The organism is Streptomyces sp. NRRL B-24484, assembly GCF_000717715.1.
GTDB lineage: Bacteria > Actinomycetota > Actinomycetes > Streptomycetales > Streptomycetaceae > Kitasatospora.
The window spans coordinates 1-24,484 of the sequence record NZ_JOAI01000005.1; the positions used below are offsets into that span (position 1 = coordinate 1).

Here is a 24,484-nt window from a genome sequence, read left to right on the forward strand (position 1 = left end):
CCGCACAGACCCCCGCATCCCCGCCCCCACATCCCCGCACCGGGCGCGCCGATCCCGGCACCCGCCCGACCCTTGTACCCCGGAAAGCAGGCCCCAGTTCCATGCCCATGCGACGGACCCACTATCTCGCCGGCGGCCTCGCCGCCCTGGTCGCGAGCCTGGGGGCGGTCCCGCCCGCCCAGGCCGTGTCCTCGATGCGCACCGTCTTCCCCGGCGAGTCCATCCAGAAGGCGGTCGACGCGGCCGCCCCAGGCAGCACCGTCCAGCTGATGCCCGGCACGTACCACGAGAGCGTGCTGATCACCCGTTCGGACATCACCCTGCGCGGGGTCGGTCCGTCGACCGTCCTCGTCCCGGACCCGACGCAGACCGGGAACGCCTGCGCCACGGCGGGCCACGGCATCTGCGTGGACGGCACGGACGACCAGAAGGTGAACAACGTCCGGATCGGCTCGCTCACCGTCTCCGGCTACCGGATGAACGGCATCGACGCCTCCAACACCGACCACCTGCGGATCATGGACGTCGGCGCCTTCCACAACGGCAACCAGGGCATCAGCCAGGAGAAGTCGATCCGGGCCACGCTGACCGGCAACGAGGCCGCCGACAACGTCCAGGCGGGCATCTTCCTGGCCAACTCGGTGGCCCACGAGGGCGGTGCCATCGACACCCAGGGCACCGTGATCCGCGGCAACCGGCTGTCCGGCAACCGGATCGGCGTGGTCGTCCGGCGCGCCCGGACGCTGGCGGTGGACGCCAACGACATCAGCGGCAACTGCGGCGGCGTCTTCGTGGTCGGCGACGAGGGCTCGCCCAAGCCGGGCGCGATCAGCGTCAACCGCAACTACGTCCACGAGAACAACAAGTACTGCCCGCCGAACCCGCGGCTGGCCTTCATCCAGGGCACCGGCATCCTCTTCACCGGTGCCGAGGACTCCGTGGTGTCCGGCAACCAGATCGAGGGCAACCGCGGCGACTCGCCGATGTCCGGCGGCGTGGTGCTCTTCCCGAGCGTGACCGGCACGCCCAACAACCGGATCACCGTCACCGGGAACGTGCTGGCCGACAACGGCCCCGCGGACCTGGCCGACCGCGACACGGGCACCGGCAACACCTTCACCCGCAACACCTGCGGCGTCTCCGAGCCGGCCGGCCGCTGCTGAGCGCTCGTCCGAGCCCTCGCCGCACCGACCGCAGACCCTCCCTCCCCGGGCCGCCCGGCCCCCGTACGAAAGGCGGTTCCATGTCCGCCAGCACCCAGTCCCCGTCCCCGCCCGCGGTGATGCGCCTGCGCGAACTCGTCTTCGGCGCCGCGTGCGCCGCGGCGATCCGCGCGGCGGCGCAGCTCGGTGTCGCCGACGCGCTCGGCGAGAGCCCGACGGCCGTCCGCGACCTGGCCGCCGAGCTGAAGGTGGAGCCCAAGCCGCTGCGCCGGCTGATGCGGGCGCTCGCCAGCTACGGGATCTTCACGGAGACGGACGACGACTGCTTCGCGCACACCGACATGTCCCGGATGCTGCGCGAGGACGCCCCCAACAGCCTGCGCTACATCTCGCTGTGGTGCACCGAGCCCTGGACGTGGCAGGCCTGGCCCCGGCTGGACGAGGCCGTCCGCACCGGCCGCAACATCTTCCCCGAGATGTTCGGCAAGGAGTTCTTCCAGTACCTGCACGACGACGCGGGCGAGTCCGCGAAGGTCTTCGACAAGGCGATGAGCAGCTCCAGCCGGCAGTCCGCGGCGGACCTGGTGGCATTCCTGGACAACCTGGAGGACGTCTCCACGGTGGTGGACATCGGCGGCGGCCAGGGCCTCGCGCTGGCCGGGCTGCTGGAGAAGCACCCGCACCTGCACGGCACTCTGCTCGACCTGCCGCAGGTGGTCGCGGACGCCGATCCGCGGCTGCGGCCGGGCGGTGCGCTGGCCGACCGGGCCCGTCTGGTGCCCGGCGACTGCCGGGTGGCGATCCCGGTGCAGGCCGACCTCTACCTGATCAAGAACATCCTGGAGTGGGACGACGAGTCCACCCGCCGCACGCTGGCCAACGTGGTGGGTGCGGCCCGTCCCGGCGCCCGGGTGGTGGTGGTCGAGAACCTGGTCGACGACAGCCCCTCGATGCGCTTCACCACCGCGATGGACCTGCTGCTGCTGCTCAACGTCGGCGGCGCCAAGCACACGCGGGAGAGCATGCTGGGCCTGATGTCCGAGGCCGGCCTGCGGGTCGACGAGGTCCGCCCGGTCAACCCGTACCTGCACGCCTTCGAGAGCGTCGTCGAGGGCTGACGCGCTCCGCCCCTCCCCCGAGGCCCGCCTGCACCCCGCCGGCGGGCCTCGGCGTGCGCCCGCCCCGCCGGTCCTTGCACCCCGTACCGGGCACCCGGCGGCGGGCACCGGGCGGGGGACGCGGCAACGCCGGGGCGCCGGCCCGATGGTGGTCGGCCGGCGCCCCGGCGTTCGCGGTGGATCAGCCCGAGGGCCGCTCCCACCGGTAGAACTCGCGTGCCATCGCGTCCTTCGGCTCCCGCCAGGTCGCCGGGTCGTACGCCTGGACGTGCGCGGTGAGCCGGTCGCTGACGAGCTGGAACTCGGGGTGCTTCACGTGCCGGGCGACCGAGGGCCCGGGCGGCCGGTCCGCCTCGATGAGGTGCAGGTAGAGGTCCTCGAACTGGAACAGGCTGCGGCCGGTGACCCCGATCAGGTGCGGCAGTTCACCGCGGTCGGAGTCGGCGAAGATGCCCGCGATGTCGTCGCCGGAGCCGGGCCGCATCCGGGCGACGATGAGGGAGCGGTACGTCCCGCTCACCGCACGCCCGCCCGCAGCTCGACCTTCTCCTTGATGAGTTCCATCTGGATCCGCGAGTTGCGGTTGATGTGGTTGGTCATGCCGTGGTCGTCGACCGGCGCGGTGGGCTTCATCGCGAAGTCCTGGATCCAGCGCATCAGGGTGCCGCCGGGGTGCTCGGTGTACTCCCACCGGATGTTCATGAACTCGAACGGGCCGGGCTCGACGCGGCGGGCCCGGACGGTCAGCCCCTGCCGGTCGGTCTCCCGCTCGGAGACCCAGCTCCAGACGGTGCCGTTCTCGTCGGGGTGCATGGTCAGCCGGAAGGTCGTCTTCGGGCCCTCGCGGTCGATCACCTCGACGGAGGCGTACTCGCTGAACAGGTGGGGCCAGCCCTCCAGGTCGTTGGTGACGTCCCAGACGAGGTCGAGGGGGGCGTTGATGAGGATCTCGTTGTCCGTGTGGCCGGGCATGGGGTCAGGCTCCCGTCGTGGCAGAGGCGTTGACGGCGTCGAGGAAGTCCTGGGGGGTCTTGGACATCTCCGCGCCGGGGGTGATCGGGGTGGCGTAGGTGTTCTCCAGCTCGCCGACGATGCCGAGCAGCGCCAGCGAGTCGACGCCGAACTCCTCGAAGGTGGCGCCGGGGCGCTCCAGGTCGAGCGGGTCGACGCCGATGCCGGCCCGGCCCTTGATCAGGGCGGCCAGCTCGTCGTACGTGAGGACGTGGGTCATCGGGTTCTCCTGTGGGTCGGGGGCATCCGGCAGCCGGTCAGGACGGGCGGCCGGCACGCAGCACCAGGGCGGCGTTGGAGCCCATCAGTCCGCGGCTGAGCACCAGGGCGGTGCGCAACTGGGCGGTGCGGCCGTAGCCGCAGACCAGGTCGAGGTCGTACGCCGTGCCGGTGACGTTCGGCGTGGGCGGGACGAAGCCCTGCTCCATGGCGAGCACGGCCGCCGCGGCGTCCAGCAGCGGGGCGCCGCAGTAGGCGCGTCCGGTGCCGGCCTTGGGTGCCGTGACGGGCACCCGTGCGGCGTGCTCGCCGAGGGCGTCGGCGAGGGCCAGTGCCTCGGCGCGGTCGGCCTCCGGGACGCCGAGGGCGTCGGCGAAGACCACGTCGACCTCGTCGGGGGCGCAGCGGGCCTGTTCCAGGGCGGCACGGATCGCGTGCGCGAGGCCCTCGCGGGACTCGGCCCAGCGCGACGCCCCGGTGAAGGTGGCGGCGTGCCCGGCGAGTTCGGCCCGGATGCGGGCGCCGCGGCGGCGGGCGGCCCGTTCGTCCTCCAGGACGAACATGGCGCCGCCCTCGGCCGGGACGAACCCGCTCGCCTCCGGGCTGAACGGCAGGTAGGCGGTGGCGGGGTCGTCGCCGAGGCTGAGCTCGGGGTAGCCGAGCTGGCAGACCATCGAGTACGGCGCCAGCGGTGCCTCCGCACCGCCGACCACGACCGCGTCCGCACCCCTGGCTATGGTGCGCGCCGCGTGCGCCAGCGCGTCGAGGCCGCCGGCCTCGTCGCTGGCCACCACGGCGCAGGGCCCCTTGAAGCCGCCGCGGATGGAGATCTGGCCGGTGCTGGCGGCGTAGAACCAGGCGATCGACTGGTACGGGCCGACGAACCGGGGGCCCTGGCCCCACAGGTTCTGCAGCTCCCGCTGGCCGAACTCGCCGCCGCCGGAGCCGGCCGCGGTGACGACGCCGGTGGCGAAGGGCGAGTTCTCGTCGGGCCGCAGCCGCGCGTCCTCCAGGGCGAGGTCGGCGGCGGCCATCGCGTAGTGCGTGAACCGGTCGGTCTGGACGAGGTAGCGGCCCTCGACCGCGGCCTCGGCGTCGAAGCCGCCGACCTGTCCGGCGACGCGCAGCGGCATCTGCCCGCAGCCCTCGCGGGTGATCGGGCCGATCACGCTGGCGCCCTCGCGGGTGGCCTTCCAGAAGTCGTCGGCGCCGACACCGTTGGGTGCGATCACCCCGATGCCGGTCACCACCGTCCGCCGGTCGGGCGGGTCGGACGTCATGTCCGTGCCCCCTCTCTGCTGAGCACGACCGCGGACTGGAAGCCGCCGAAGCCGCTGCCGACCGAGAGCACGTGCCGCAGCGGCAGCTCCCGGGCCGTCTTCGGGACGTAGTCCAGGTCGCACTCCGGGTCCGGGGTCTCGTAGTTGGCGGTGGGCGGGACGACGCCGTGCTTCAACGCCAGGGCGCAGGCGACCAGTTCGATCGCGCCGATGGCGCCGAGCGAGTGCCCGACCATCGACTTGATGGAACTCATCGGCGTCTCGTACGCGTGGGCGCCGAGCGAGCGCTTGACGGCCGCGGTCTCGTGCCGGTCGTTCTGCTTGGTACCGGAGCCGTGCGCGTTGACGTAGTCGACGTCGGAGGCGTTCACCCGGGCGTGGTCGAGGGCCCGGTCGATGGCCTCCGACATCTCCCGGCCCTCCTGGGTGAGACCGGTCATGTGGTAGGCGTTGCCGAAGGTGGCGAATCCGCCGAGTTCGCAGATGATCCTGGCGCCGCGCCGCTTGGCGTGCTCGTACTCCTCCAGCAGCAGCACCGCGCCGCCCTCGCCGAGGACGAAGCCGTCCCGGCTGGCGTCGAACGGCCGGGAGGCGTGCTCCGGGTCGTCGTTGCGCGCCGAGGTCGCCTTGATCGCGTCGAAGCAGGCGACGGTGATCGGGGAGATCGGCGAGTCGGAGGCGCCGGCGATGCAGACGTCGACCCGTCCGTCCTCGACGGCCTGCAGGGCGTAGCCGACGGCGTCCAGCCCGGAGGTGCAGCCGGTGGAGACGGTCTGCACCGGGCCGTGCGCGCCGGTGCGCTCGGCGACCGCGGAGGCGAGCGTGGCGGGCGTGAAGGCCCGCTGCAGGTGCGGCCCGGCGCCGCGGTGGTCGACGTCCCACCGGGCGCCGTTCGCGCTGACGCCGACGTAGTCGTGCTCCAGCCGGGTGGTGCCGCCGACGGCGGTGCCGAGGGAGACGCCGATCCGCCAGGGGTCCTCGGCGCCGAGGTCGAGCCCGGCGTCGCGGACGGCCTCCGCGGCGGCGGCCAGCGCGAACTGGATGTACCGGTCCGAGCGGGCCACCTCCTCGGAGTCGAGGCCGGCCGCGTACGGGTCGAAGTCGCACTCGCCGGCGATCCGGGAGCGGAATCCGGCCGGGTCGAAGAAGGTGATCCCGCGGGTCGCGGTGCGGCCGGCGGTGAGGAGGTCCCAGAAGGCGGGGACCCCGACTCCGCCGGGCGCGACGACACCGAGGCCGGTGACCACCACCCGCCGGGTCATGAGACGGCCTCGGCCGGTTCCGGCGGCGCCGGGGTCTCCTCGGTGTCGACGTGGCCGAGCTCGGGCCGCGGTGCGAGCGGGCCGAGGTGGAAGACCAGGCGGGCCTCGGTGGAGCCGACGTTGCGGAACCGGTGGCGCACGTTCATCGGGATCAGCAGGCCGTGGTCGGGGCTGAGCCGGAACGGCTCGCCGTCGAGGTCGACCTCCAGCTCGCCCTTGACCACCAGCACGAACTCCTCGGAGTACGGGTGGTAGTGCTCGGCGATCCGGTCGCCGGCCTGCACGATCGCCATTCCCATGAAGCCGCTGGTGGCTCCCACCGTCGTCGGGGTGAGCATGGCGCGCAGGTCGCCGCCGCGTCGGGTGTTCGGCGGCGCGTCGTCGACGTGCACGATGCGTGGGAACTTGGTGGTCATGGTTGCTGCCTCCAGAGGGCTTTGCAGGGATGGGGCCGGGGGGCGGGCTGGCCGCCCCGGTACGTGACGCGGTTCAGGCGTCCTGGGAGGAGCGGTCGGTGACGGGCTGCATGGTGCAGTCGGCGAGGAAGCGGCCGATGCCCGAGGACGTCCGCAGGTCGTGGTGCTCGTCGAGGTCCAGCAGACGGGCGAGCACACCGGCGGCGCGCGGGCCGGCGATGCCGAGGGCGGTGGCGGGGTCGGCGTCGGCGGGGCCGGCGAAGTCGATGACGCGGACGACCACGTCGTCGCGGTGGAAGAGGGTGCTCGCGACGAGCGGCGAGCCCTCCTCGACCACCTGGCGGTCCTGACGGGCCAACAGGCCGACCACCGAGCTGCCGCATCCGGTCTTCACCGGGTAGCGCAGCGCGTACCTGCGGACGGGCGCGGTCGGCGCGTCGGGGGCGGCGACGCGGTGCACGGCGGGCAGCGCGGCGCGCATGAAGAAGGCGCGGGCGGACTCCGGGTTGCCGAGGTCGCGGGCCTCCTCCAGGTAGGGGTTGATGGCCTCCTCGACGGCCCGCACCTCGGGCTGCTGGGCGACGTGCCGCAGCGCCGCACCGAGGTCGCCGGCCACCTCGACCGCGCGGACGACCCGGTTGCCCTGCATGAAGAGCGAGGTGCGCAGCAGCCGGGTGCGCTCGTCCACCTGCGCCTTGGGCGAGGTGTAGCCGGCGAGGATCCCGGCGACCTTCTTCTCCGTGCCGGGCTTCACCGTGAAGGTGAGGGCGTGTCGGACGATGCCGTCCGAGACGGGCGCCGCGAAGTCGTAGGTGTGGTCGCCGGCGGTCTCCCGCATGATGCTGAACCGCAGCGAGCGGGTGTCGCGGACGCAGCCGTGCAGCGGCTTGACCATGTCGCGGTGCGCCTCGCTGTCGACCCAGGAGAGGAAGGGCTGGGCGCTCTCCCACTCGCTGGTGATCAGCCACTGGGAGGGGTCCTCGATGGACTGGCAGAGCTGGTCGCTGACGTGGCCGGGCACGGCGGCGACCTGGTGGCGCAGCTGCTCGTAGGCCGTCAGGAACTTCTCCTGGGCGCCGTCCATCACGTCGCACATGAGGACGACGCGCAGGCGGGGGACGGCGAGGGCGGCAGGGTGGGCGTCGGTCACGGGTTCGGTGAGAGTCGTCATCATCACTCGTCTGCTCGAAGGGAGGTGTCGTCGCGCGGCCGCGGTCGAGCGGCGGCCGGTGGCGGCGGGTGTGGGGGTCGGCCGCGGCCCGCGGGGCGGGGATCCGGCCGGTGCGGGCGCTCGCCCGGCCCGCCGTCGGTGACGGCGGGTCCGGACATGGTCCGGTCACGAGGACTGAGCTCGATCGTGGCGGTCCGTCACCGATCGTGCGAGGGCAGGAACCCATCCGAGCGAAAAGGCGCGGCCATGGGCGCAACCGGCCGCGCGCGCACGGAGGAATGACAGGGACATTGGAGGTCGGGCCCTTCGAACGACTGGAGCTACAGATGAACCCAACCGCCGACGGCCGGCTGCCCGTCCTGATCGTGGGCGGCTCCCTGGTGGGGCTGTCCACCTCGCTGTTCCTGGGAAGGCTGGGGGTGCCGCACCTCCTGGTGGAGAAGCACGCGGCCACCTCCCACCACCCGCGCGGACGCGGCAACAACGTGCGGACGATGGAGCTGTTCCGGGTGGCGGGCGTGGAGTCCGCCGTCAAGGAGGCGGCCTCGGTGCTGGCGGAGAACCACGGCATCCTGCAGGCCGACACCCTCTCCGGCGACGACCAGGAGTGGCTGTTCAAGGAGATCGACCCGGGCGGCGCACTGAAGCGGTTCAGCCCGACCGGGTGGTGCCTGTGCAGCCAGAACGACCTGGAGCCGGTGCTGCTGGAGTACGCGCGGCGGCTGACCGGTGACATCCGGTTCGGGACGCAGCTGGTCTCCTTCGAGCAGGACGCCGACGGGGTGACGGCGCTGATCCGCGACCGGGCGACGGGCGCGGAGGAGACCGTCCGGGCGCAGTACCTGGTGGCGGCGGACGGCCCGCGCAGCCCGATCCGGGAGGCGCTCGGCATCGGCCAGACCGGGCCCGGCGACCTCTTCCACAACGTCAGCATCACCTTCCGCTCGAAGGGGCTCGCGGAGGTGGTGGGCGATCGCCGGTTCATCGCCTGCTACCTGACGGACCCTCGGGGCGCGGGCGCGCTGCTGCCGGTCGACAACCGGGAGCACTGGGTCTTCCACGCGCCGTGGCACCCGGAGAACGGCGAGGCGCTGGAGGAGTTCACCGACGCCCGGTGCGCCGCGGCGATCCGCGCGGCGGCCGGGGTGCCGGACCTCGACGTGGAGGTCACCGGCCGGGCGCCGTGGCACGCGGCGCAGCGGGTGGCGGAGCGGTACTCGGTGGGCCGGGTCTTCCTGGCGGGCGACTCGGCGCACGAGATGTCGCCGACGGGTGCGTTCGGGTCCAACACCGGCATCCAGGACGCGCACAACCTGGCGTGGAAGCTCGCGGCGGTGCTGGGCGGCTGGGCCGGACCGCGGCTGCTGGAGTCGTACGGGCGGGAGCGCCGGCCGGTCGCGGAGTCGACCGCCGCCCGGGCGACGGCCCGCTCCGCGGAGCACAAGCACCCGGGCTACGACGTGTCGCCGGGCACCGGACGGCAGAACAACGTGCTGTCGGTGGTGCTGGGGTACCGGTACCCGCTGGGTGCGGTGGTCGGTGCCGACGCGGACGGCCCGGCGGTGCCGGAGAAGCTCTCGGCGGACGGTTCTCCGGGCGGCCGGGCGCCGCACGTGTGGGTGCGGCGGGCCGGGGTGCGGGTCTCCACGCTGGACCTGTTCGAGACGGTGCCGGTACTGCTCGCCGGACCGGCGGGGGACGCCTGGCACGAGGCGGGCGAACTGGCCGCGAAGCGGGTCGGCGTCCCGCTGACGGGCTACCGCGTCGGCACCGACCTGGAGTTGGAGCCCGAGGAGGGCACCGACTGGGCCGGCACGTACGGGGTCGGGGCCGACGGTGCGGTGCTCGTCCGCCCGGACGGCTTCGTGGCCTGGCGCTCGACCGGCCCCGTGGGTGACCCGGAGGCCGTCCTGGCCTCGGCCCTCCGCGAGGTGCTCGCCCTGGAGCAGTAGCAGGCGCCCGGGCACCACCGTCACAGGACAGCACACAGGGGCGCGGGAGGGCACCTCCCGCGCCCCTGTGGGTTCGCCGTTTCCTGCGGCGCTAGGGGTTCGTCGTTCCCTGTGCGCCTATGGGTTGGCCCGTTTCCGTGGGGGTGGGTCTGCGGCTGAGGGGGCTGGGCCACCACATGTGGCGGTCGAGGTCCATGGTGAGGGCGGTGACGAGGACGGAGCGGACGACGAGGGTGTCCAGCAGGACGCCGAGGGCGACCGCGAAGCCGATCTCGGCGAAGCCCACGATCGGCAGGGTGCCGAGGACGCCGAAGGTGGCGGCGAGGATCAGGCCGGCCGAGGTGATGACGCCGCCGGTGGCGGCCAGGCCGGCGACCGCGCCGGCTCTGGTGCCGCGGTGCAGCGACTCCTCGCGGACCCGGGTCATCAGGAAGATGTTGTAGTCGATGCCGAGCGCCACCAGGAAGACGAAGACGAACAGCGGGAAGGCGTTGTCCTCGCCCTCGAAGTGGAAGCCGTGGGTGAAGACGAAGGCGCTGATGCCGAGCGCGGCGGTGTAGGAGAGCACCACGGTGCCGATCAGCACCAGCGGGGCGATCACGGCCCGCAGCAGCAGCGCCAGCACGGCCAGGACCACCACCAGCACCAGTGGGATGATCACCCGGTTGTCGTTCCCGGCCGCGCGCCCGGCGTCGAGGACGACCGCGGTGTTGCCGCCGACCTGGGCGTCGGCCTCCGGCAGGGCGTGGACGTTGGCCCGGACCCGGTCGACGGTGTCCTTGGCGGCCTGGCTGTCCGGAGGGTCGGTGAGGGTGGCCTGGAAGAGCGCCTGGCCGTTCTTGGCGAGCACCGGGGTGGCTCCGGCGATGCCCTCGGTGGAGGTGGTGACGGCCCGGACGCGTTCGCCCGAGGCGGCGGTGCTCACAATGGTGAGCGGCGCTCCGGTGCCGCCGGGGAAGTGCTCGGCGAGGACCTGCTGGCCGACCACGGAGTCCGGTTCGCCGGTGAAGGTGCCGGCGGTGGAGAGCCCGGTGGCGTTCAGCGCGACCAGGCCGAGGCTGCAGACGGCGAGCGCCAGGGCGGTGCCCGTCCACACCTTGCGGGGGCGGCGGCCGATCCAGGCGCCGATGTGCGCCCAGCGGCCGGTCTTGGTGGGCTCGGGCGTGCCGTACGCGGGGCGGACCGGCCAGAACACCCAGCGGCCGACGATCACCAGGGCGGCGGGCAGCAGGGTGAGCATGGCGCAGAGCGCGACGAGCACGCCGATCGCGCAGACCGGGCCGAGGCCGCTGGTGGAGTTCATCTCGGCGACCAGCAGGCAGAGCATGGAGGCGACCACGGTGACCGAGCTGGCCAGGATGGCCGGGCCGGCCCGGTGCAGGGCGAACGCCATCGCCTCGTGGCGGTCCTCGTGGCGACGCAGCTCCTCCCGGTAACGGGCGGTGAGCAGCAGGGCGTAGTCGGTGCCCGCGCCGAGCACGAGGACGATCAGGATGCCGGCGCTCTGCGCGTTGACGGTGAGGCCGGCGTGCGCGGCCAGGACGTAGATGACGCCCTCGGCGACGACCAGGGCGGCGCCGGCGGACAGCAGCGGCAGCAGCCAGAGCACCGGGCTGCGGTAGGTGAGCAGCAGCAGCACGATCACCACGGTGATGGTGGCGAACAGCAGGGTGCTGTCGATGCCGGCGAAGGCCTCGGCCTGGTCGGCGCCGACGCCGGCCGGGCCGGTGACGTGCGTGGTCATGCCGTCGCTGTTCGCGGCGGCGGTGGCGCGCAGGCTGTCGACGGCGGGCTGCAGGTCCTTCCAGCCTCCGGTGCCGATGTCGACGGGCACCACGGTCTGCATGGCCTTGCCGTCGGCGGAGACCTGCGGTCCGACCACCGGCCCGCGGACGTGCGGTGCGTCGGCGAAGGCCGCGGCGTCCCGGACCGCCTCGGCCTTGTTGGCCGGAGTGATGCCGCCGTCGTTCTGGTAGACGACCACGGCCTGGGCGATGTCGACGGGGAAGAAGGCGCGCTGCTCGTTCAGCACCTGGGTGGACTCGGCGTTGCCGGGCAGCCAGCTGCTGGCCTCGTTGTCCTCGGCGTCGGTGAGCTTGCCGGCCAGCGGTACGGCGACGATCAGCAGCACCAGCCAGAACGCCAGCACCACCCACTTGGCGCGCCGGCCGCACGGCAGTGCGGCAAGCCTTGCGGACGGGCTCATCGGGTACCCCCTTGCGGGCCCTCGGCTGCTCCCTCGGCCGCTCCGGTGCCCCCGTCCGGCGGGGCGCACGGCCTCTCCCAGCATGCCACCGGAGGGCGCCGGGTGACGGATCGGGCGGTCGGCACCGTCCCGCCCGTGCGCCGCCGGCGAGGTCTATCGTGTGGCTCATGAGCTCACACTTCGACGTCGTGGTCCTGGGTGCCGGCCCGGGCGGCTACACCGCCGCGGTCCGGTCCGCGCAGCTCGGGCTTCGCACGGCGGTCATCGAGACCAAGTACTGGGGCGGCGTCTGCCTGAACGTCGGCTGCATCCCCTCGAAGGCGCTGCTGCGCAACGCCGAGCTGGCCCACATCTTCACCAAGGAGGCCAAGACCTTCGGCATCAAGGTCGAGGGCAGCGTCAGTTTCGACTACCGCGAGGCGTTCCTGCGCAGCCGCAAGGTCGCGGAGGGCCGGGTGGCCGGCATCCACTACCTGACGAAGAAGAACGGCATCACCGAGTTCGACGGCTGGGGCACCTTCGTCGACGACCACACCCTGCAGGTCTCGCTGACCGCGGGCGGCGTCGAGACGGTGACGTTCGACCACTGCATCATCGCGGCGGGCGCCACCACGCGGCTGCTGCCGGGCACCTCGCTGAGCGACCGGGTGGTGACCTACGAGGAGCAGATCCTCACCGACACCCTGCCGGAGAGCATCATCATCGCGGGCGCCGGCGCGATCGGCGTCGAGTTCGCGTACGTGCTGCACAACTACGGCGTGAAGGTGACGATCGTCGAGTTCCTGGACCGGATGGTGCCGCTGGAGGACGCGGACGTCTCGGCGGAGCTGGCGAAGCGGTACAAGCGGCTCGGCGTCGAGGTGCTGACGTCGACCCGGGTCGACGCGATCGACGACTCCGACCCGAACGCCAAGGTGCGGGTGACCGTCACCCAGAACGGCGCGCAGAAGGTGCTGGAGGCCGACAAGGTGCTCCAGGCGATCGGCTTCGCGCCGCGCACCCAGGGCTACGGCCTGGAGGTCACGGGTGTGAAGCTCACCGAGCGCGGCGCGATCGCCGTGGACGGCCGCAGCCGCACCAACGTGCCGCACATCTACGCGATCGGCGACGTCACCGCCAAGCTGATGCTGGCGCACGCGGCCGAGTCGATGGGCGTCATCGCGGCGGAGACCATCGCGGGCGCGGAGACCATGGAGCTCGACTTCGTGATGATCCCGCGCGCCACGTACTGCCAGCCGCAGATCGCCAGTTTCGGCTGGACGGAGGCGCAGGCCCGCGAGCAGGGCTACGACGTCAAGGTGGTGAAGTTCCCCTTCACGGCGAACGGCAAGGCGCACGGCCTCGGCGACGCGGCCGGCTTCGTCAAGCTGATCAGCGATGACAAGCACGGCGAGCTGCTCGGCGCCCACCTGATCGGCCCCGAGGTCACCGAGCTGCTGCCGGAGCTGACGCTGGCCCAGCAGTGGGACCTGACGGTCCACGAGGTCGCCCGCAACGTGCACGCCCACCCGACGCTGGGCGAGGCGGTCAAGGAGGCCGTGCACGGCCTCGCCGGGCACATGATCAACTTCTGATCGGCCGCCGCGGCACCCTCCGCGGCCGGCGGTGACGGCCCACCGGGTCGCCACCGCCGGCCGCCGTGTCTGCCCGTACCCTGGGCCCGGACGGGCGCCGGCGGCGCCCGCGGGACACGGGGGTGCGCGACGTGGTCGAGGAACGGGGTCCGAGCGCGGGCGAGCTGATCGGTCTGCTGGCCGACCCGGGCGGCTTCCACTGCTGGGACGAGCCGGTGGCCCACCCGGGCGCCGACGACGGGTACACCGCGTCCCTGGCGAAGGCGGCCGCCCGCACCAGCCTGGACGAGGCCGTCACCACCGGCCGGGCCCTGGTCGACGGTGTCCCGGTGGCGCTGATCGCCTCCGAGTTCGGCTTCCTCGGCGGCTCGATCGGCGTGGCCACCGCCGAGCGGATCACCCGCGCGGTGGAGCGGGCCACCGCAGAGCGCCTCCCGGTGCTCGCCCTGCCGGTCTCCGGCGGCACCCGGATGCAGGAGGGCTCGGCCGCGTTCCTCTGCATGGTCCGGGTCACCGCGGCCGTCCAGGCCCACCAGGCCGCCGGCCTGCCGTACCTCACCTACCTGCGCAACCCCACCATGGGCGGGGTGTTCGCCTCCTGGGGCACCCTCGGCCACGTCGTCGCGGCCGAGCCCGGCGCCCGGCTGGGCTTCCTCGGCCCTCGGGTCTACGAGGAGCTGCGCGGTGTCCGGCTGCCGCCCGGCGTGCAGCGCTCCGAGACGCTGGCCGCCCGCGGCCTGGTCGACGCCGTGCTGCCGCCGGAGGAACTCCGCGGCCACCTGCTGCGGGTGCTGTCCGTGCTCGGCGCCGCACCCGTCCCGCAGCCCCAGCCGCCGAGCGGCCCGCCCGCCGGCGACACCGCGGACGCCTGGGAGTCCGTCCGCCGCACCCGCCGCACCGACCGGCCCGGCGCCCGCGAACTGCTCGACGCCGCCGCCGACGAGTACGTCCTGCTGGGCGCGCCCGGCGGCGAGGGCGGCGCGCTGGTGCGGGCGCTCGCCGTGTTCGGCGGCAGCCCGGCCGTCGTGGTCGGACAGCAGCGCGGCGGGGACCGCCCGTTCACCGCCGCCGACCTGCGGGCCGTCCGGCGCACCGCGCGCACCGCCCAGCAGCTCGGACTGCCGCTGGTGACGGTCGTCGACACCGCGGGCGCGGAACTCTCCGTGCAGGCCGAACTCGACGGCATCGCTGTCGAGATCGCGCACTGCCTCAGCACCCTCACCGCGCTGCGCACGCCGGTGCTCGCGGTGCTGCTCGGTCAGGGCTCCGGCGGCGGGGCGCTCGCCCTGCTGCCCGCGGACCGGGTGATCGCCGCCGAACACGCCTGGCTCGCCCCGCTGCCGCCCGAGGGCGCCTCCGCGATCGTGCACCGGGACGGCGAGCACGCCGCGGACCTGGCCCGGACACAGGGGATCGGCGCCTACGACCTGGCCGCGGTCGGCCTGGTCGACGAGGTCGTCGCGGAGTTCCCGGACGCGGCCGACGAGCCCGTGCCCTTCGGTGCCCGGGTCGGCCGGGCCGTCGCGCTGGCCCTCGGATCGCTGCTCGCCCTGCCCGTCGAGCAGCGGCTCGCGGCACGCGCGGCGCGGAACCGGCGGCTGGGCGACCGGCGGGCGGACGCCCGTCCGGAGGGCTGAGGGCGGGCCCAGGGCTCAGACCCGCGTCAGAGCAGGCCGCCGAGGGTGGCGACGGCCTTGGAGGCGGAGGCCGCACCCTCGAGGTCGCCCACCACGCCGTGCAGGTCCTTGATGCGCTTCTCGGCGTGCGCCTGGAAGGCGTCCGCGGCGGCACCCGTCCAGTGCACCGAGTGGCGGGCGCGCTCCAGTTCCTGGGCGATCTCGTTCACCTCGTTGGCGAGCGCCTCCAGTTCGCCCGCCAGGTCGGCGAGCTCCGCGTCCGCCAGCAGCCGGCCTATGCCGTCCAGGATTCCCATCGTCAACCCCCGTCGTCGAGACACGTCCTGTCTCCGGATCAGCTTATCCGCCGATCGGACCGGACAGGAGCTCGCCCGGCTCGCCGCTGAACACCACCCGTCCCCGCCGCAGCACGTGCACCACGCCCGCCCCCGCCAGGGTCGGCGGCAGCGACCGGGCGGCCAGCACCACGGTGCCGCCGCCGGCTGCGGACTCCAGCAGCAGCCGGTGCAGCCGGGCCACCACCGCGGGGGCCAGGCCGCGGTCCGGCTCGTCCAGGAGCAGCAGCCGCGGACGGGCCAGCATCGCCCGGCCGAGCGCCACCATCTGCTGCTGCCCGCCCGAGAGCGTGCCCGCCCGCCGCGGTAGCAGCGGGCGCAGCTCGGGGAACCACTCCTCGACGGCCGCCGGGTCCTCGCCCGCGTGCTGCCGCAGGTTCTCCGCGACGGTGAGGGACGGGAAGACCGCCTGCTCGGCCGGGACCAGGGCGAGGCCCCGGCGGGCCCGGCGGAACACCGAGAGCGCGGTGACGTCCCGGCCCGCCCAGAGCACCCGCCCGGCGGCCGGCCGGACCACGCCGGCCAGGGCGTGCAGGGCCGTCGTCCGACCGGCGCCGTTGCGGCCCAGCAGCACCGTCACCCGGCCCGCCGGGCAGGGCAGGTCCACCCCGTGCAGGGCCTCCAGCAGCCCGTACCGGACGCGGACCCCGCGCAGCTCCGCCTCGACGGTCACGGCTCCGCCCCCGTCGCCTCGCCCCACGCCCCGGCCACCCTCGGGTCCGCCAGGACCTCGGCGGTCGGGCCGCTCAACAGGACCCGTCCCGCGGCCATCACGCAGACCGAGTCGGCGAGGCTGGCGACCAGTTCGACGTCGTGCTCCACCAGCAGCAGCGCCACCCCCTCGGCGGCGAGCGCCCGCAGCACCGAGCCGAGGCGGGCGGTCTGCGCCAGGTCGAGACCGGCCGCCGGCTCGTCCAGCAGCAGCACCCGCGGGGACGCGGCCAGCGCGCGGGCCAGCTCCAGCAGGCGCAGCGCACCGGTCGGCAGCCGGTCGGCGGGCCAGTCCCGGACGGCGTCCAGGCCGAACAGGCGCAGCGCACGGTCGGTGGCCTCGCGGGCGGCCGGGGCGCCGGGGGCGGGGAGGCCCAGCAGGCCGCGGACGGTGCCGCCGCGGCCCTGCTCGGCACCGAGGCGGGCGTTCTCGCCGACCGTCAGGCCGGGGAAGACGGCGATCTGCTGGAAGGTCCGGGCGAGGCCGAGGCGGGCCCTCGCGTGGTCCGGCAGCCGGGTGACGTCGCGGCCGGCCAGCAGGACGCGGCCGGCGTCCGGGCGGGCGACGCCGCTCAGGCAGTCGAAGAGGGTGCTCTTGCCGGCGCCGTTCGGGCCCACCAGGGCGGTGATCCGGCCGGGCGGCACCTCCAGGTCGACGCGGTCGACGGCGGCGATGCCGCCGAAGCGGCGGACGAGACCGCGGGCGGTGAGGCCGGGGGCCTCGGGGGCACGGGTTGCGGGGGCGGCGCTCATCGTCCGGTCCGGCGGTGCACGTGGCTGCGGGCAGGAGGGTGCGGGTCGCCGCCTGCCGCCTCGCGCGGTTGCCCGCGACCCTGGGGGTGCGACTGGCTGGAGGGGTCGGAGTGCGGGTGGCACCCTGCCGCCTCGCGCAGGTCCCCGCACCCCTGCGGGGTCGCCGTACTCGTGAGGGGCGGGCGGTGAGGCGGCGGGCGACGCCGGCCAGGCCGCCGGGCATCCGTCCGAGGGCGGTGGCGAGGCCGCCGACCACGACGGCGGAGATGCCGGGGACGGTGCCGGTGTCCAGGCCGACCAGGAGGGCGGTCGCGAGCACCGCGCCGACGGCACTGTCGGCCCCGGCCACCACCACGGTCGCGAACCAGAGCAGGCCCTGGATCGGGTCGAAGGCGGCGGCGGAGAAGGCCCGTCCGGCGAGGGTCATCAGGCCGCCGCCGAGGGCGGCGAGTCCGGCGCCGGCCATGAAGACCAGGAGCTTCAGCCGGGGCACGTCCACCCCGGCGGCCGAGGCCCCGGCCTGGTGGTCGCGCATCGCGGTGAGGGCCCGGCCGAGCCGGCCGCGGTGCAGGTTGCGGACGAGCAGCAGGCCGGCGCCGAGGAGCACCAGTTCGGCGGTGTAGAAGGCGCCGTCACCGGCGAGGAACTCCGGTCGGTCGACGACGAGTCCGGTGGTGGCGTACGGCTGGTTGAAGACGAGCCGGCTGAGCGCGGTGCCGACGGCGAAGGTGACCAGCGCGAGGGCGAGGCCGCGGCGGCGGATCGCGGGCCAGCCGGTCAGCAGGCCGAGCGGCACGGTGACGGCGACCGCCAGCAGCAGGGCGGGAACGGCGGGCATCGGCGGCAGTCCGGGGACCCGGCCGGACATCAGCAGGGCCGTCCCGAGCCCGCCGAGGCCCGCGTACCCGGCCTGGCCGAGCGAGACCTGTCCGCCGTAGCCGGTGACGACCACGACGGAGAGCAGCACCAGGGCGAGTGCGGGTACGGCGAGGGCGTGCCGCAGGTCGTCGCTGCGGAAGCCGAGCGGCAGCAGCAGGAGCACGGTGCAGACGGCCTTCACGGCGGCCGAGCCGCGTTCGGTCCGGGGGGCGCCCGCGGGGGCGAGCCCGGTGTCGTCCACCGCGCCGCGCCAGGGCAGCAGCGCGGCGACCAGCAGCGCGACGGTGAACAGGTTGGCCTGCACGGCCTGGGCGAGCGGCAGGAGTTGCCCGGCGGGGCGCAGCCGGGTGAGTTCGCTCTGGGCGACGCCCAGAGTGAGGCCGGTGACGACCGCCACGGGCAGGCTGCGCAGCCGGGCGGCGACGGCGACGGCCATGGTCTCCATGACGAGCAGCGGCAGGCCGTACGGGTCGAGCAGCAGGGAGGGGGCGAGCAGGATGCCGACCAGGCCGGCGGTGAAGGAGCCGAAGGCCCAGCCGGTGGCGGAGATCCGGTCGGCGTCGATCCCGGCGAGGCCGGCGAGGCCGCGGTTGTCGACGACGGCGCGCAGCCGGGTGCCGAAGGCGGTGTGGCGGGTGACGAGTCCGACGCCGCCGGCCACGGCGAACAGGACGGCCAGCTGGACGGCGGTGTCCAGGCGCAGGACGTGGCCGCCGAGGTCGGCGAGGTGCTCGGGTCGGACGAGTGCGGGGGCGTCGGCGAAGGGGGCGGTGCCCCAGATCAGGATGACGGTGCCGATCAGCAGCACGAACACGCCGATGCCGGCGACCATCGTCTCGCCGGCTCCGGCGCCGCGGCGCTGCAGCGGGCGGAAGACGGCGGCGTCGAGCAGCACGCCGAAGGCGGGGGCGGCGACCAGCAGGCAGAAGGCGGCCGCGGGGAAGAGCGGCCAGCCGCGGACGACGACGAGTTCGCGCAGCAGGTAGGCGGTGGCGACGGCCTGGGCGCCCTGGGCGAGGTTGAGCACGCCGGTGGCGCGGTGGGTGACGACCAGGCCGACGCCGCTGAGCGCGGCTGCGCTGCCGACCGAGAGCCCGGCGAGGGCGAGGTCGGTGGTGAGGCCGAGGCTGTCGCTCACCCGGTCGGGGGCCCGGGATCGGCGGCGGGCCCGGGTTCCGCGGCGGGCCCGGGTTCCGCGGCGGGGCCGGGGGGCTCGGGCGGTTCCGGGTCGCAGACCGGGCAGGGGCTGAGGCCGCGCTCCCGGACGGCCCGGACGTCCAGCGGTTCGGCGCCGGTCTTGCCGGCGACCAGCGGGCAGTCCCGGCGGTGGTAGAGGGTGCCGTCGGGGAGGCCGACCGGCGGGCCGGCGTCGCCCTCGTCGGCAGCGGCGGCCGGGGCCTCGGTGACCAGCAGGGCGTAGAGCTGGTCGAGCCTCCGGTCCGCGGGCTCGCCGGGCCCGCGGCGGGCGGCGACGAGGACCGCGCCCGCGACGATCAGGGCGGCACCGGGCGCGGTCGCCGAGGCGATGTAGGGCAGCTGACGGGCCGCGAGCTCCTCCCCGGAGACGCCGTACCAGCCGAGCACGCAGAGCACCGCGCCGGCCGCGAGCGTGAACCAGCCGGGCCATTCGCGCAGTGCCCGCAGCAGCCCGGCGGCGCTCGGCCGGGGAATCCGGTTCATCCAGATTTCTCCGTACTGTCCAGATTTCTCGGTACTCTACTGTTCTGTCAGCTCCTCTTGCGGTTCGTCCGCCGATCGGCCTTCATAGTGTCACTTGCGGCATCCGGTGCCGCAGCACGGACCGAGACACCGACCCAGAGCAGCCACGACACGAGCGACCGGGGCCACCGGCGGGAGGGCGGCCCGGCGGTCGGGAAGAACGCGGTGAGCAACCCATGCGCAACAACCCTGGCGAGTCGATCCACGAGGCCGGTCCCGGCCCCGCCGCCCACCCGGACGGCCGTACCCGCTCAGCCCGTCCGGACGGCCGTACCCGCTCAGCCCGTCCGGTCGGCGCGGCCGCCCGGCTCGCGGCGGCGGTCCTGGCCGTCCTGGCCCTGCTGTTCGCGGCGGCCTGCAGCAGCAGCAGTTCCTCCGGTTCCTCCTCGCCCTCCCCGTCGGCACCCGCCACGACCGCGGCGAGTCCCTCGCCGACGGGCGGCGGTTCGGCACCGGCCGACGCGGAGGCCGCCAAGACGCAGATCAAGACCAACTGGGAGAAGTTCTTCGACCCGGCCACGCCGATCGCCGACCGGGCCGCGCTGCTGCAGAACGGCGAGGCGCTCCAGCCCGCCCTGCAGGGCTTCGCCAACGACCCGCGGGTCGGCCAGGTCAAGGCCACCGTGACCGACGTCCAGTTCACCTCCGACTCGGCCGCGACCGTGACGTACACGCTGACGCTGCAGGGCCAGACCGTCGAACCGGCCGCGACCGGACAGGCCGTGCTGGACAACGGCACCTGGAAGGTGTCCACCAGCACCCTGTGCGGGCTGGTCGCCCAGGCCGGCGGCAGCGCGATCCCGGGATGCAGCTGACCGGGCTCCGACGGGCGGCCCGGCACGCCGCGGCCGCCCGCACCGGCCTGCTCGCGGCCTCGGCCGCACTGCTGCTGACCGTCGCCGGCTGCGGCAGCCGCCTGCCGGAGAGCGCCTTCGGCACACCTCCGGCGGGCGGCACCGTCGACCGGACCACCGACACCGGCGCCGACGCCCGCAGCGTCAAGATCGGCATCATCACCTCGCTCACCAGCCCCGTCGGCTCGGAGACCTTCGCCGGGCCGCGCTTCGGCGCCCTCGCCTTCTTCAAGGCCCTGAACGACGCCGGCGGGGTGCACGGCCGGACGGTGCAGGTCGTGACATGCGACGACGGCGGCAGCGGCATCGGCAACCAGGACTGCGTGCACCGGATGATCGACAAGGAGAAGGTCTTCGCCCTGGTCTCCGGCAGCGTCCTGGTCTACGCGGGCGCGCCGTACGTCAGCGCCAGGGGCGTGCCGGACGTCGGCGGGCAGCCCATCGGCACCGCCTACGACCAGTGGCCGCACCTGTACGGCATCTACGGCAGCAGCGCCCCGCGGGACGGCCGCTCGGTCGGCTGGGACGGCGTCCTCTACCAGAGCACCGAGGTCTACCGCTTCTTCAAGGAGAAGCTGGGCGCCCGCACGGCCGCCGTCGTCGCCTACGACCAGGCCGACTCGGCCCGCTACGCCCGGCAGTTGACCGAGGCGCTGAAGGCGGAGGGTTACCAGGTGCTCGACCAGACCGTCGACCTGGCGCTGCCCGGCTTCCAGGCGGTCGCCGCGGCGATGAAGGCCGCCGGCACCGAGCTGCTCTTCGACGCCATGGACACCCGTGGCAACGCCGGGCTCTGCCAGGCCCTGGACGCCGCCGGGGTGCACCTCAAGGCCAAGGTGACCAACGTACAGAACTGGACGGCCACCGTCGGCACCGACTACAAGGACTCCCCCGGCTGCCGGTCGGTGCTGTGGGCCACCTCGTCCAGCCAGAACTACGAGGACACCCGCCAACCGGCCGTGCGGGCCTTCCGCAACGCCATGGCCAAGTTCTACCCCGAGCGCGAGGGGCTGCTCTCCGCCTGGGAGTTGGAGGGCTGGGCCGGGGCGCAGTGGCTCACCGACGCGATGGACTCCTGCGGCGCCGACCTCACCCGCGGCTGCGTCGAGGACTTCATGAACCGCAGCACCCCGTACGACGCGCACGGCCTGCTGCTGCCGGCCGACTTCGTCCCGACCCCGCGGCCGACCGGGCTGCTCAGGGCCTGCCTCAACGCGGCCCGCTGGGAGGACTCCGCCCAGGACGGGCACGGCGGCTGGGTCACCCAGGTGCCCGACATGGACACCAACTGCTACGACGTCCCGCAGCTGCCGTACCGGCCCTGAGGGGTGGTGGGACGGCCGGCGCGGGCCGCGGTGTGGCGAACGTCGCAGGTGGTCGGGGGCGGGGTTCGGCCTTCGGCCGGCGACGGGGCGCGGAGCGGCCGGTAGGCTGCCGCTGCCCCGTCCGAGCTGCAAGGAGTCCCCTTGGCCACCGCCGTGCCCGCGTCCGTGATCACCGTCGTCGGGGTCGGTGCGGACGGCTGGGAGGGCCTCGCGCCCGCCGCCCGGGAGGCACTGCTCTGGGCGGCGACCGTGCTCGGCGGCCCGCGCCAGCTGGAGCTGCTGCCGCCGGAGGTCACCGCCGTACGGGTGCCGTGGCCGAGCCCGCTGCGCCCCGCCGTACCGGGGCTGCTCGCCGAGCACGGCGACCGGCGGCTGTGCGTCCTCGCCAGCGGCGACCCGATGTTCCACGGGATCGGCCGCGCCCTCGCCGAGACGGTCGGTGCCGGGCGGCTGCACGTGCTGCCGCACCCCTCCTCCGTCGCCTACGCCTGTGCGCGCCTCGGCTGGCCGCAGGAGGACACCGAGGTGGTCAGCACGGTCGGCCGGCCGCTGGCGAACCTCAACGCGGCGCTGTCCGACGGGCGGCGGCTGCTGGTGCTCAGCGCCGGCGCCGGCACCCCCGCCGAGGTCGCCGCGCTGCTCACCGGCCGCGGTTTCGGCGCCAGCCGGCTGCGGGTGCTCGAACAGCTCGGCGGCGGCCGCGAGCGCGTCCTCGACGGCACCGCCGCCGACTGGCCGCACCCGGCCGGCGACCCGCTGAACATCGTCGCCGTGGAGTGCGCCGGCCCGCGGGCGCAGCTCGTCCCCGGCCTGCCGGACGACGCGTACGAGCACGACGGCCAGCTGACCAAGCGCCACGTCCGGGCCGCGACGCTCGCCGCCCTCGCGCCCGCGGCCGGCGAACTGCTCTGGGACATCGGCGGCGGCTCCGGCTCGATCGCCGTGGAATGGCTGCGGGCGCACCGCAGCTGCCGGGCCGTCAGCGTGGAGCGGGACGCCGTCCGGGCCGACCGGATCCGGCGCAACGCCGACGCGCTCGGCGTGCCGCGGCTGGAGGTGGTCACCGGCCGGGCGCCCGACGCGCTGGCCGGACTGCCGGTGCCGGACGCCGTGTTCATCGGCGGCGGGCTGACCGCGCCCGGGCTGCTGCAGGCCTGCTGGGACGCGCTGCCCGCGGGCGGCCGGCTGGTCGCCAACACCGTCACGCTGGAGTCCGAGGCGCTGCTCACCGAGTGGTACCGCCGGCACGGCGGGGAGCTGGTGAAGCTGGCGGTCGCGCACGCCGTACCGGTCGGCGGGTTCACCGGCTGGCGGCAGGCCATGCCGGTCACCCAGTGGTCGGCCGTCAAGACGTCCGAGGCCGGCCCGGCCGGCGTGGAGGAGGAGCAGTGACCGTCTACTTCATCGGGGCCGGCCCCGGTGCCGCCGACCTGATCACCGTCCGCGGGCAGCGCACGCTGGCCGCCTGCGGGGTCTGCCTGTACGCGGGCAGCCTGGTGCCGCGCGAGCTGCTCGCCGAGTGCCCGCCGGACGCACGGCTGGTGGACACCGCCAACCTGGACCTCGACCGGATCGTCGCCGAGATCGCCCGCGCCCACGAGGAGGGGCAGGACGTGGCCCGGTTGCACTCCGGCGACCCCTCGGTGTTCAGCGCCGTCGCCGAGCAGATGCGGCGCCTCGACGCGCTCGGCATCCCGTACGAGGTGGTGCCCGGTGTGCCGGCCTTCGCCGCCGCGGCCGCCGCGCTCAAGCGCGAACTCACCGTGCCGACGGTCGGTCAGACCGTCATCCTCACCCGGGTCTCCCGGCAGGCCACCCCGATGCCCGAGGGCGAGGACCTCGCCACCCTCGGCCGCAGCGGCGCCCTGCTGGTGCTGCACCTCGCCGCCCGCTACGTCGACAGCGTCGTCGAGGAGCTGCTGCCGCACTACGGCGCCGACTGCCCGGCCGCCGTCGTCGCCATGGCCAGCCGCCCCGACGAGCTCGTGCTGCGCGGCACCCTCGGCGACATCGCCGAGCAGGTGAAGGCCGCCGGTGTGCTGCGGACGGCCGTCATCCTGGTCGGCCGGACCCTCGGCGCCGAGCAGTTCCGCGACAGCCACCTCTACTCCGCCGAGCGCGAGCGGCCGCACGAGCCCTGCGGCGCCTGACCTCCGGCGCCCTCACCCGGCGGGTGCCGCCAGCGCCGCCGTGAACGCGCGGGCCCGTCGGGTGATCTCCGGCCAGTCGGCGGCGGCGACGACGGCCGGGGGGACGACCCCGGAGCCCGCGCAGACGGCGAGGGCACCGTGGTCGAGGAAGGCGGCGGCGTTGCCCGTGTCGACGCCGCCGGAGGCGACCAGCGGGACGCCCGGGTAGGGGCCGCGCAGGTCGGCGAAGTAGCCGGGGCCGAAGGTGCGGGCCGGGAATATCTTGACCGCGGCCGCGCCCAGGTCGACGGCCTGCGCCACCTCGGTCGGGGTGAGCGCGCCGAGGACGACCGGGACGGCGGCCCGTGCCGCCGCGGCCGCGACCTCGGGCCGGCAGCCGGGGGTGACCAGGAAGCCGGCACCGGCGTCCACCGCCCGTTCGGCCTGCTCGGCGGTCAGCACCGTGCCGGCCCCGATCCGGTGCCCGGCCTCGGCCGCGCGCCGCAGGTGGGCGGTCACCTCGGGTGTGGTGAAGGTGAGTTCGACCCGATCGATGCCGCCGGCGGCCAGTGCCGCGCACAGCTCGGCGGCGTCCGGAATCCGCGGTGCACGGACCACGGCGATCACCCGCTCGGCGGCGAGCGCGGCCCGCAGGGCGGCGGACGCCGCGGCGGGGGTGGTGGCCGTGGCGGCGGCGGGGGTGGTGGCGATGGGTGCGGTCACGGAATCCGGGCTCCTCGATGCGGTCGGGCGGGTGTGCCGTGCGTGGC

Annotated in this window: 22 protein-coding genes and 1 pseudogene; 9 read left to right on the forward strand and 14 right to left on the reverse strand. The window is 74.7% G+C overall.

Annotation, left to right across the window (positions count from 1 at the left end):
• Window positions 1–101 precede the first annotated feature (101 nt).
• Window positions 102–1,163, forward strand: coding sequence for a right-handed parallel beta-helix repeat-containing protein (locus tag IE98_RS0105585; RefSeq protein ID WP_030265067.1), 1,062 nt, complete (start codon window positions 102–104; stop codon window positions 1,161–1,163).
• Window positions 1,164–1,243: 80 nt separating this feature from the next.
• Complete coding sequence (locus tag IE98_RS0105590) at window positions 1,244–2,281, forward strand: methyltransferase (RefSeq protein WP_030265070.1); 1,038 nt, start codon at window positions 1,244–1,246, stop codon at window positions 2,279–2,281.
• Window positions 2,282–2,462: 181 nt separating this feature from the next.
• Here IE98_RS0105590 and IE98_RS0105595 read toward each other — a convergent pair whose 3' ends face one another.
• From IE98_RS0105595 to IE98_RS0105625, 7 genes are all read right to left on the reverse strand, one after another.
• Window positions 2,463–2,801, reverse strand: coding sequence for a TcmI family type II polyketide cyclase (locus tag IE98_RS0105595; RefSeq protein WP_267882318.1), 339 nt, complete (start codon window positions 2,799–2,801; stop codon window positions 2,463–2,465).
• Window positions 2,798–3,253 carry an SRPBCC family protein gene (locus IE98_RS0105600; RefSeq protein ID WP_030265075.1) on the reverse strand — a complete coding sequence of 152 codons (456 nt, stop codon included), beginning with the start codon at window positions 3,251–3,253 and terminating at the stop codon, window positions 2,798–2,800. Before IE98_RS0105600 ends, IE98_RS0105595 begins: the two co-directional genes overlap by 4 nt.
• Window positions 3,254–3,257: 4 nt before the next feature.
• Complete coding sequence (locus IE98_RS0105605; RefSeq protein ID WP_030265077.1) at window positions 3,258–3,512, reverse strand: acyl carrier protein; 255 nt, start codon at window positions 3,510–3,512, stop codon at window positions 3,258–3,260.
• A gap of 37 nt (window positions 3,513–3,549) precedes the next feature.
• On the reverse strand, window positions 3,550–4,791 hold the full coding sequence (locus tag IE98_RS0105610) for a beta-ketoacyl synthase N-terminal-like domain-containing protein (RefSeq protein ID WP_030265080.1): 1,242 nt from the start codon (window positions 4,789–4,791) through the stop codon (window positions 3,550–3,552).
• Window positions 4,788–6,053: a beta-ketoacyl-[acyl-carrier-protein] synthase family protein gene (locus IE98_RS0105615; RefSeq protein WP_030265083.1), complete on the reverse strand. Its 1,266-nt coding sequence runs from the start codon at window positions 6,051–6,053 to the stop codon at window positions 4,788–4,790. The genes IE98_RS0105610 and IE98_RS0105615 overlap by 4 nt, the downstream gene beginning before the upstream one ends.
• Complete coding sequence (locus IE98_RS0105620) at window positions 6,050–6,469, reverse strand: cupin domain-containing protein (protein ID WP_030265086.1); 420 nt, start codon at window positions 6,467–6,469, stop codon at window positions 6,050–6,052. Before IE98_RS0105620 ends, IE98_RS0105615 begins: the two co-directional genes overlap by 4 nt.
• Before the next feature lie 73 nt (window positions 6,470–6,542).
• The gene (locus IE98_RS0105625) at window positions 6,543–7,640 is read right to left on the reverse strand and encodes a SchA/CurD-like domain-containing protein (protein WP_030265089.1); all 1,098 of its coding nucleotides are present in this window, start codon (window positions 7,638–7,640) and stop codon (window positions 6,543–6,545) included.
• 326 nt (window positions 7,641–7,966) lie between these two features.
• Between IE98_RS0105625 and IE98_RS0105630 the strand changes: the two genes are divergently transcribed.
• The gene (locus tag IE98_RS0105630) at window positions 7,967–9,592 is read left to right on the forward strand and encodes an FAD-dependent oxidoreductase (protein ID WP_030265092.1); all 1,626 of its coding nucleotides are present in this window, start codon (window positions 7,967–7,969) and stop codon (window positions 9,590–9,592) included.
• A 91-nt stretch (window positions 9,593–9,683) separates the two neighbouring features.
• Here the strand turns inward: IE98_RS0105630 and IE98_RS0105635 are convergent, their stop codons facing one another.
• Entirely contained in the window at window positions 9,684–11,798 is a 2,115-nt protein-coding gene (locus IE98_RS0105635) for an MMPL family transporter (RefSeq protein ID WP_030265096.1), read from the reverse strand.
• Between the two features lie 167 nt (window positions 11,799–11,965).
• Between IE98_RS0105635 and lpdA the strand changes: the two genes are divergently transcribed.
• Window positions 11,966–13,372, forward strand: a complete 1,407-nt coding sequence (gene lpdA / locus IE98_RS0105640) for a dihydrolipoyl dehydrogenase (RefSeq protein WP_030265099.1) — start codon at window positions 11,966–11,968, stop codon at window positions 13,370–13,372.
• 131 nt (window positions 13,373–13,503) lie between these two features.
• Window positions 13,504–15,009 (forward strand): carboxyl transferase domain-containing protein, encoded by a 1,506-nt coding sequence (locus IE98_RS0105645; RefSeq protein ID WP_106976528.1) that lies wholly within the window; start codon window positions 13,504–13,506, stop codon window positions 15,007–15,009.
• Between the two features lie 26 nt (window positions 15,010–15,035).
• On the opposite strand, the gene IE98_RS0105650 is transcribed toward IE98_RS0105645, so the two are convergent.
• The 5 genes and pseudogenes from IE98_RS0105650 to IE98_RS0105675 all read right to left on the reverse strand — a co-directional run bounded on the left by IE98_RS0105650 (window position 15,036) and on the right by IE98_RS0105675 (window position 19,367).
• Window positions 15,036–15,305 carry a hypothetical protein gene (locus tag IE98_RS0105650; RefSeq protein ID WP_030265105.1) on the reverse strand — a complete coding sequence of 90 codons (270 nt, stop codon included), beginning with the start codon at window positions 15,303–15,305 and terminating at the stop codon, window positions 15,036–15,038.
• Between the two features lie 43 nt (window positions 15,306–15,348).
• A complete protein-coding gene (locus IE98_RS0105655; RefSeq protein ID WP_324605753.1) occupies window positions 15,349–16,044 on the reverse strand; it encodes an ABC transporter ATP-binding protein in 696 nt (231 codons plus the stop codon).
• Complete coding sequence (locus IE98_RS50540) at window positions 16,014–16,808, reverse strand: ABC transporter ATP-binding protein (RefSeq protein WP_052390168.1); 795 nt, start codon at window positions 16,806–16,808, stop codon at window positions 16,014–16,016. Before IE98_RS50540 ends, IE98_RS0105655 begins: the two co-directional genes overlap by 31 nt.
• Before the next feature lie 331 nt (window positions 16,809–17,139).
• A pseudogene (locus IE98_RS46020) lies at window positions 17,140–18,825 on the reverse strand (ABC transporter permease subunit); the annotation flags it as partial.
• The gene (locus tag IE98_RS0105675; RefSeq protein ID WP_052390169.1) at window positions 18,822–19,367 is read right to left on the reverse strand and encodes a hypothetical protein; all 546 of its coding nucleotides are present in this window, start codon (window positions 19,365–19,367) and stop codon (window positions 18,822–18,824) included. The gene IE98_RS0105675 and the pseudogene IE98_RS46020, both read right to left, overlap by 4 nt.
• Before the next feature lie 215 nt (window positions 19,368–19,582).
• Here IE98_RS0105675 and IE98_RS0105680 point away from each other — a divergent pair, with 215 nt between their 5' ends.
• The 4 genes from IE98_RS0105680 (at window position 19,583) to cobM (ending at window position 23,735) form a co-directional block, all read left to right on the forward strand.
• The gene (locus tag IE98_RS0105680; RefSeq protein WP_234443418.1) at window positions 19,583–20,221 is read left to right on the forward strand and encodes a hypothetical protein; all 639 of its coding nucleotides are present in this window, start codon (window positions 19,583–19,585) and stop codon (window positions 20,219–20,221) included.
• Window positions 20,212–21,585, forward strand: coding sequence for an ABC transporter substrate-binding protein (locus tag IE98_RS0105685; RefSeq protein ID WP_078660793.1), 1,374 nt, complete (start codon window positions 20,212–20,214; stop codon window positions 21,583–21,585). Before IE98_RS0105680 ends, IE98_RS0105685 begins: the two co-directional genes overlap by 10 nt.
• Before the next feature lie 141 nt (window positions 21,586–21,726).
• Window positions 21,727–22,977: a bifunctional cobalt-precorrin-7 (C(5))-methyltransferase/cobalt-precorrin-6B (C(15))-methyltransferase gene (locus IE98_RS0105690; protein WP_030265127.1), complete on the forward strand. Its 1,251-nt coding sequence runs from the start codon at window positions 21,727–21,729 to the stop codon at window positions 22,975–22,977.
• A complete protein-coding gene (gene cobM / locus IE98_RS0105695) occupies window positions 22,974–23,735 on the forward strand; it encodes a precorrin-4 C(11)-methyltransferase (RefSeq protein WP_030265130.1) in 762 nt (253 codons plus the stop codon). Before IE98_RS0105690 ends, cobM begins: the two co-directional genes overlap by 4 nt.
• A 12-nt stretch (window positions 23,736–23,747) precedes the next feature.
• Here the strand turns inward: cobM and IE98_RS47735 are convergent, their stop codons facing one another.
• A complete protein-coding gene (locus tag IE98_RS47735) occupies window positions 23,748–24,437 on the reverse strand; it encodes a bifunctional 4-hydroxy-2-oxoglutarate aldolase/2-dehydro-3-deoxy-phosphogluconate aldolase (RefSeq protein ID WP_234443419.1) in 690 nt (229 codons plus the stop codon).
• Between the last annotated feature and the right edge of the window lie 47 nt (window positions 24,438–24,484).

Coding starts and splice junctions, on each gene's coding strand:
- lpdA (WP_030265099.1), top strand. CDS start 11,966: ATGAGCTCACACTTCGACGTCGTGGTCCTGGGTGCCGGCCCGGGCGGC.
- IE98_RS0105605 (WP_030265077.1), bottom strand. CDS start 3,512: ATGACCCACGTCCTCACGTACGACGAGCTGGCCGCCCTGATCAAGGGC.
- IE98_RS0105620 (WP_030265086.1), bottom strand. CDS start 6,469: ATGACCACCAAGTTCCCACGCATCGTGCACGTCGACGACGCGCCGCCG.
- IE98_RS0105585 (WP_030265067.1), top strand. CDS start 102: ATGCCCATGCGACGGACCCACTATCTCGCCGGCGGCCTCGCCGCCCTG.
- IE98_RS0105615 (WP_030265083.1), bottom strand. CDS start 6,053: ATGACCCGGCGGGTGGTGGTCACCGGCCTCGGTGTCGTCGCGCCCGGC.
- IE98_RS0105590 (WP_030265070.1), top strand. CDS start 1,244: ATGTCCGCCAGCACCCAGTCCCCGTCCCCGCCCGCGGTGATGCGCCTG.
- IE98_RS0105650 (WP_030265105.1), bottom strand. CDS start 15,305: ATGGGAATCCTGGACGGCATAGGCCGGCTGCTGGCGGACGCGGAGCTC.
- IE98_RS0105675 (WP_052390169.1), bottom strand. CDS start 19,367: ATGAACCGGATTCCCCGGCCGAGCGCCGCCGGGCTGCTGCGGGCACTG.
- IE98_RS0105600 (WP_030265075.1), bottom strand. CDS start 3,253: ATGCCCGGCCACACGGACAACGAGATCCTCATCAACGCCCCCCTCGAC.
- IE98_RS0105680 (WP_234443418.1), top strand. CDS start 19,583: ATGCGCAACAACCCTGGCGAGTCGATCCACGAGGCCGGTCCCGGCCCC.
- IE98_RS0105685 (WP_078660793.1), top strand. CDS start 20,212: ATGCAGCTGACCGGGCTCCGACGGGCGGCCCGGCACGCCGCGGCCGCC.
- IE98_RS50540 (WP_052390168.1), bottom strand. CDS start 16,808: ATGAGCGCCGCCCCCGCAACCCGTGCCCCCGAGGCCCCCGGCCTCACC.
- IE98_RS0105630 (WP_030265092.1), top strand. CDS start 7,967: ATGAACCCAACCGCCGACGGCCGGCTGCCCGTCCTGATCGTGGGCGGC.
- IE98_RS0105610 (WP_030265080.1), bottom strand. CDS start 4,791: ATGACGTCCGACCCGCCCGACCGGCGGACGGTGGTGACCGGCATCGGG.
- IE98_RS0105635 (WP_030265096.1), bottom strand. CDS start 11,798: ATGAGCCCGTCCGCAAGGCTTGCCGCACTGCCGTGCGGCCGGCGCGCC.
- IE98_RS0105625 (WP_030265089.1), bottom strand. CDS start 7,640: ATGACGACTCTCACCGAACCCGTGACCGACGCCCACCCTGCCGCCCTC.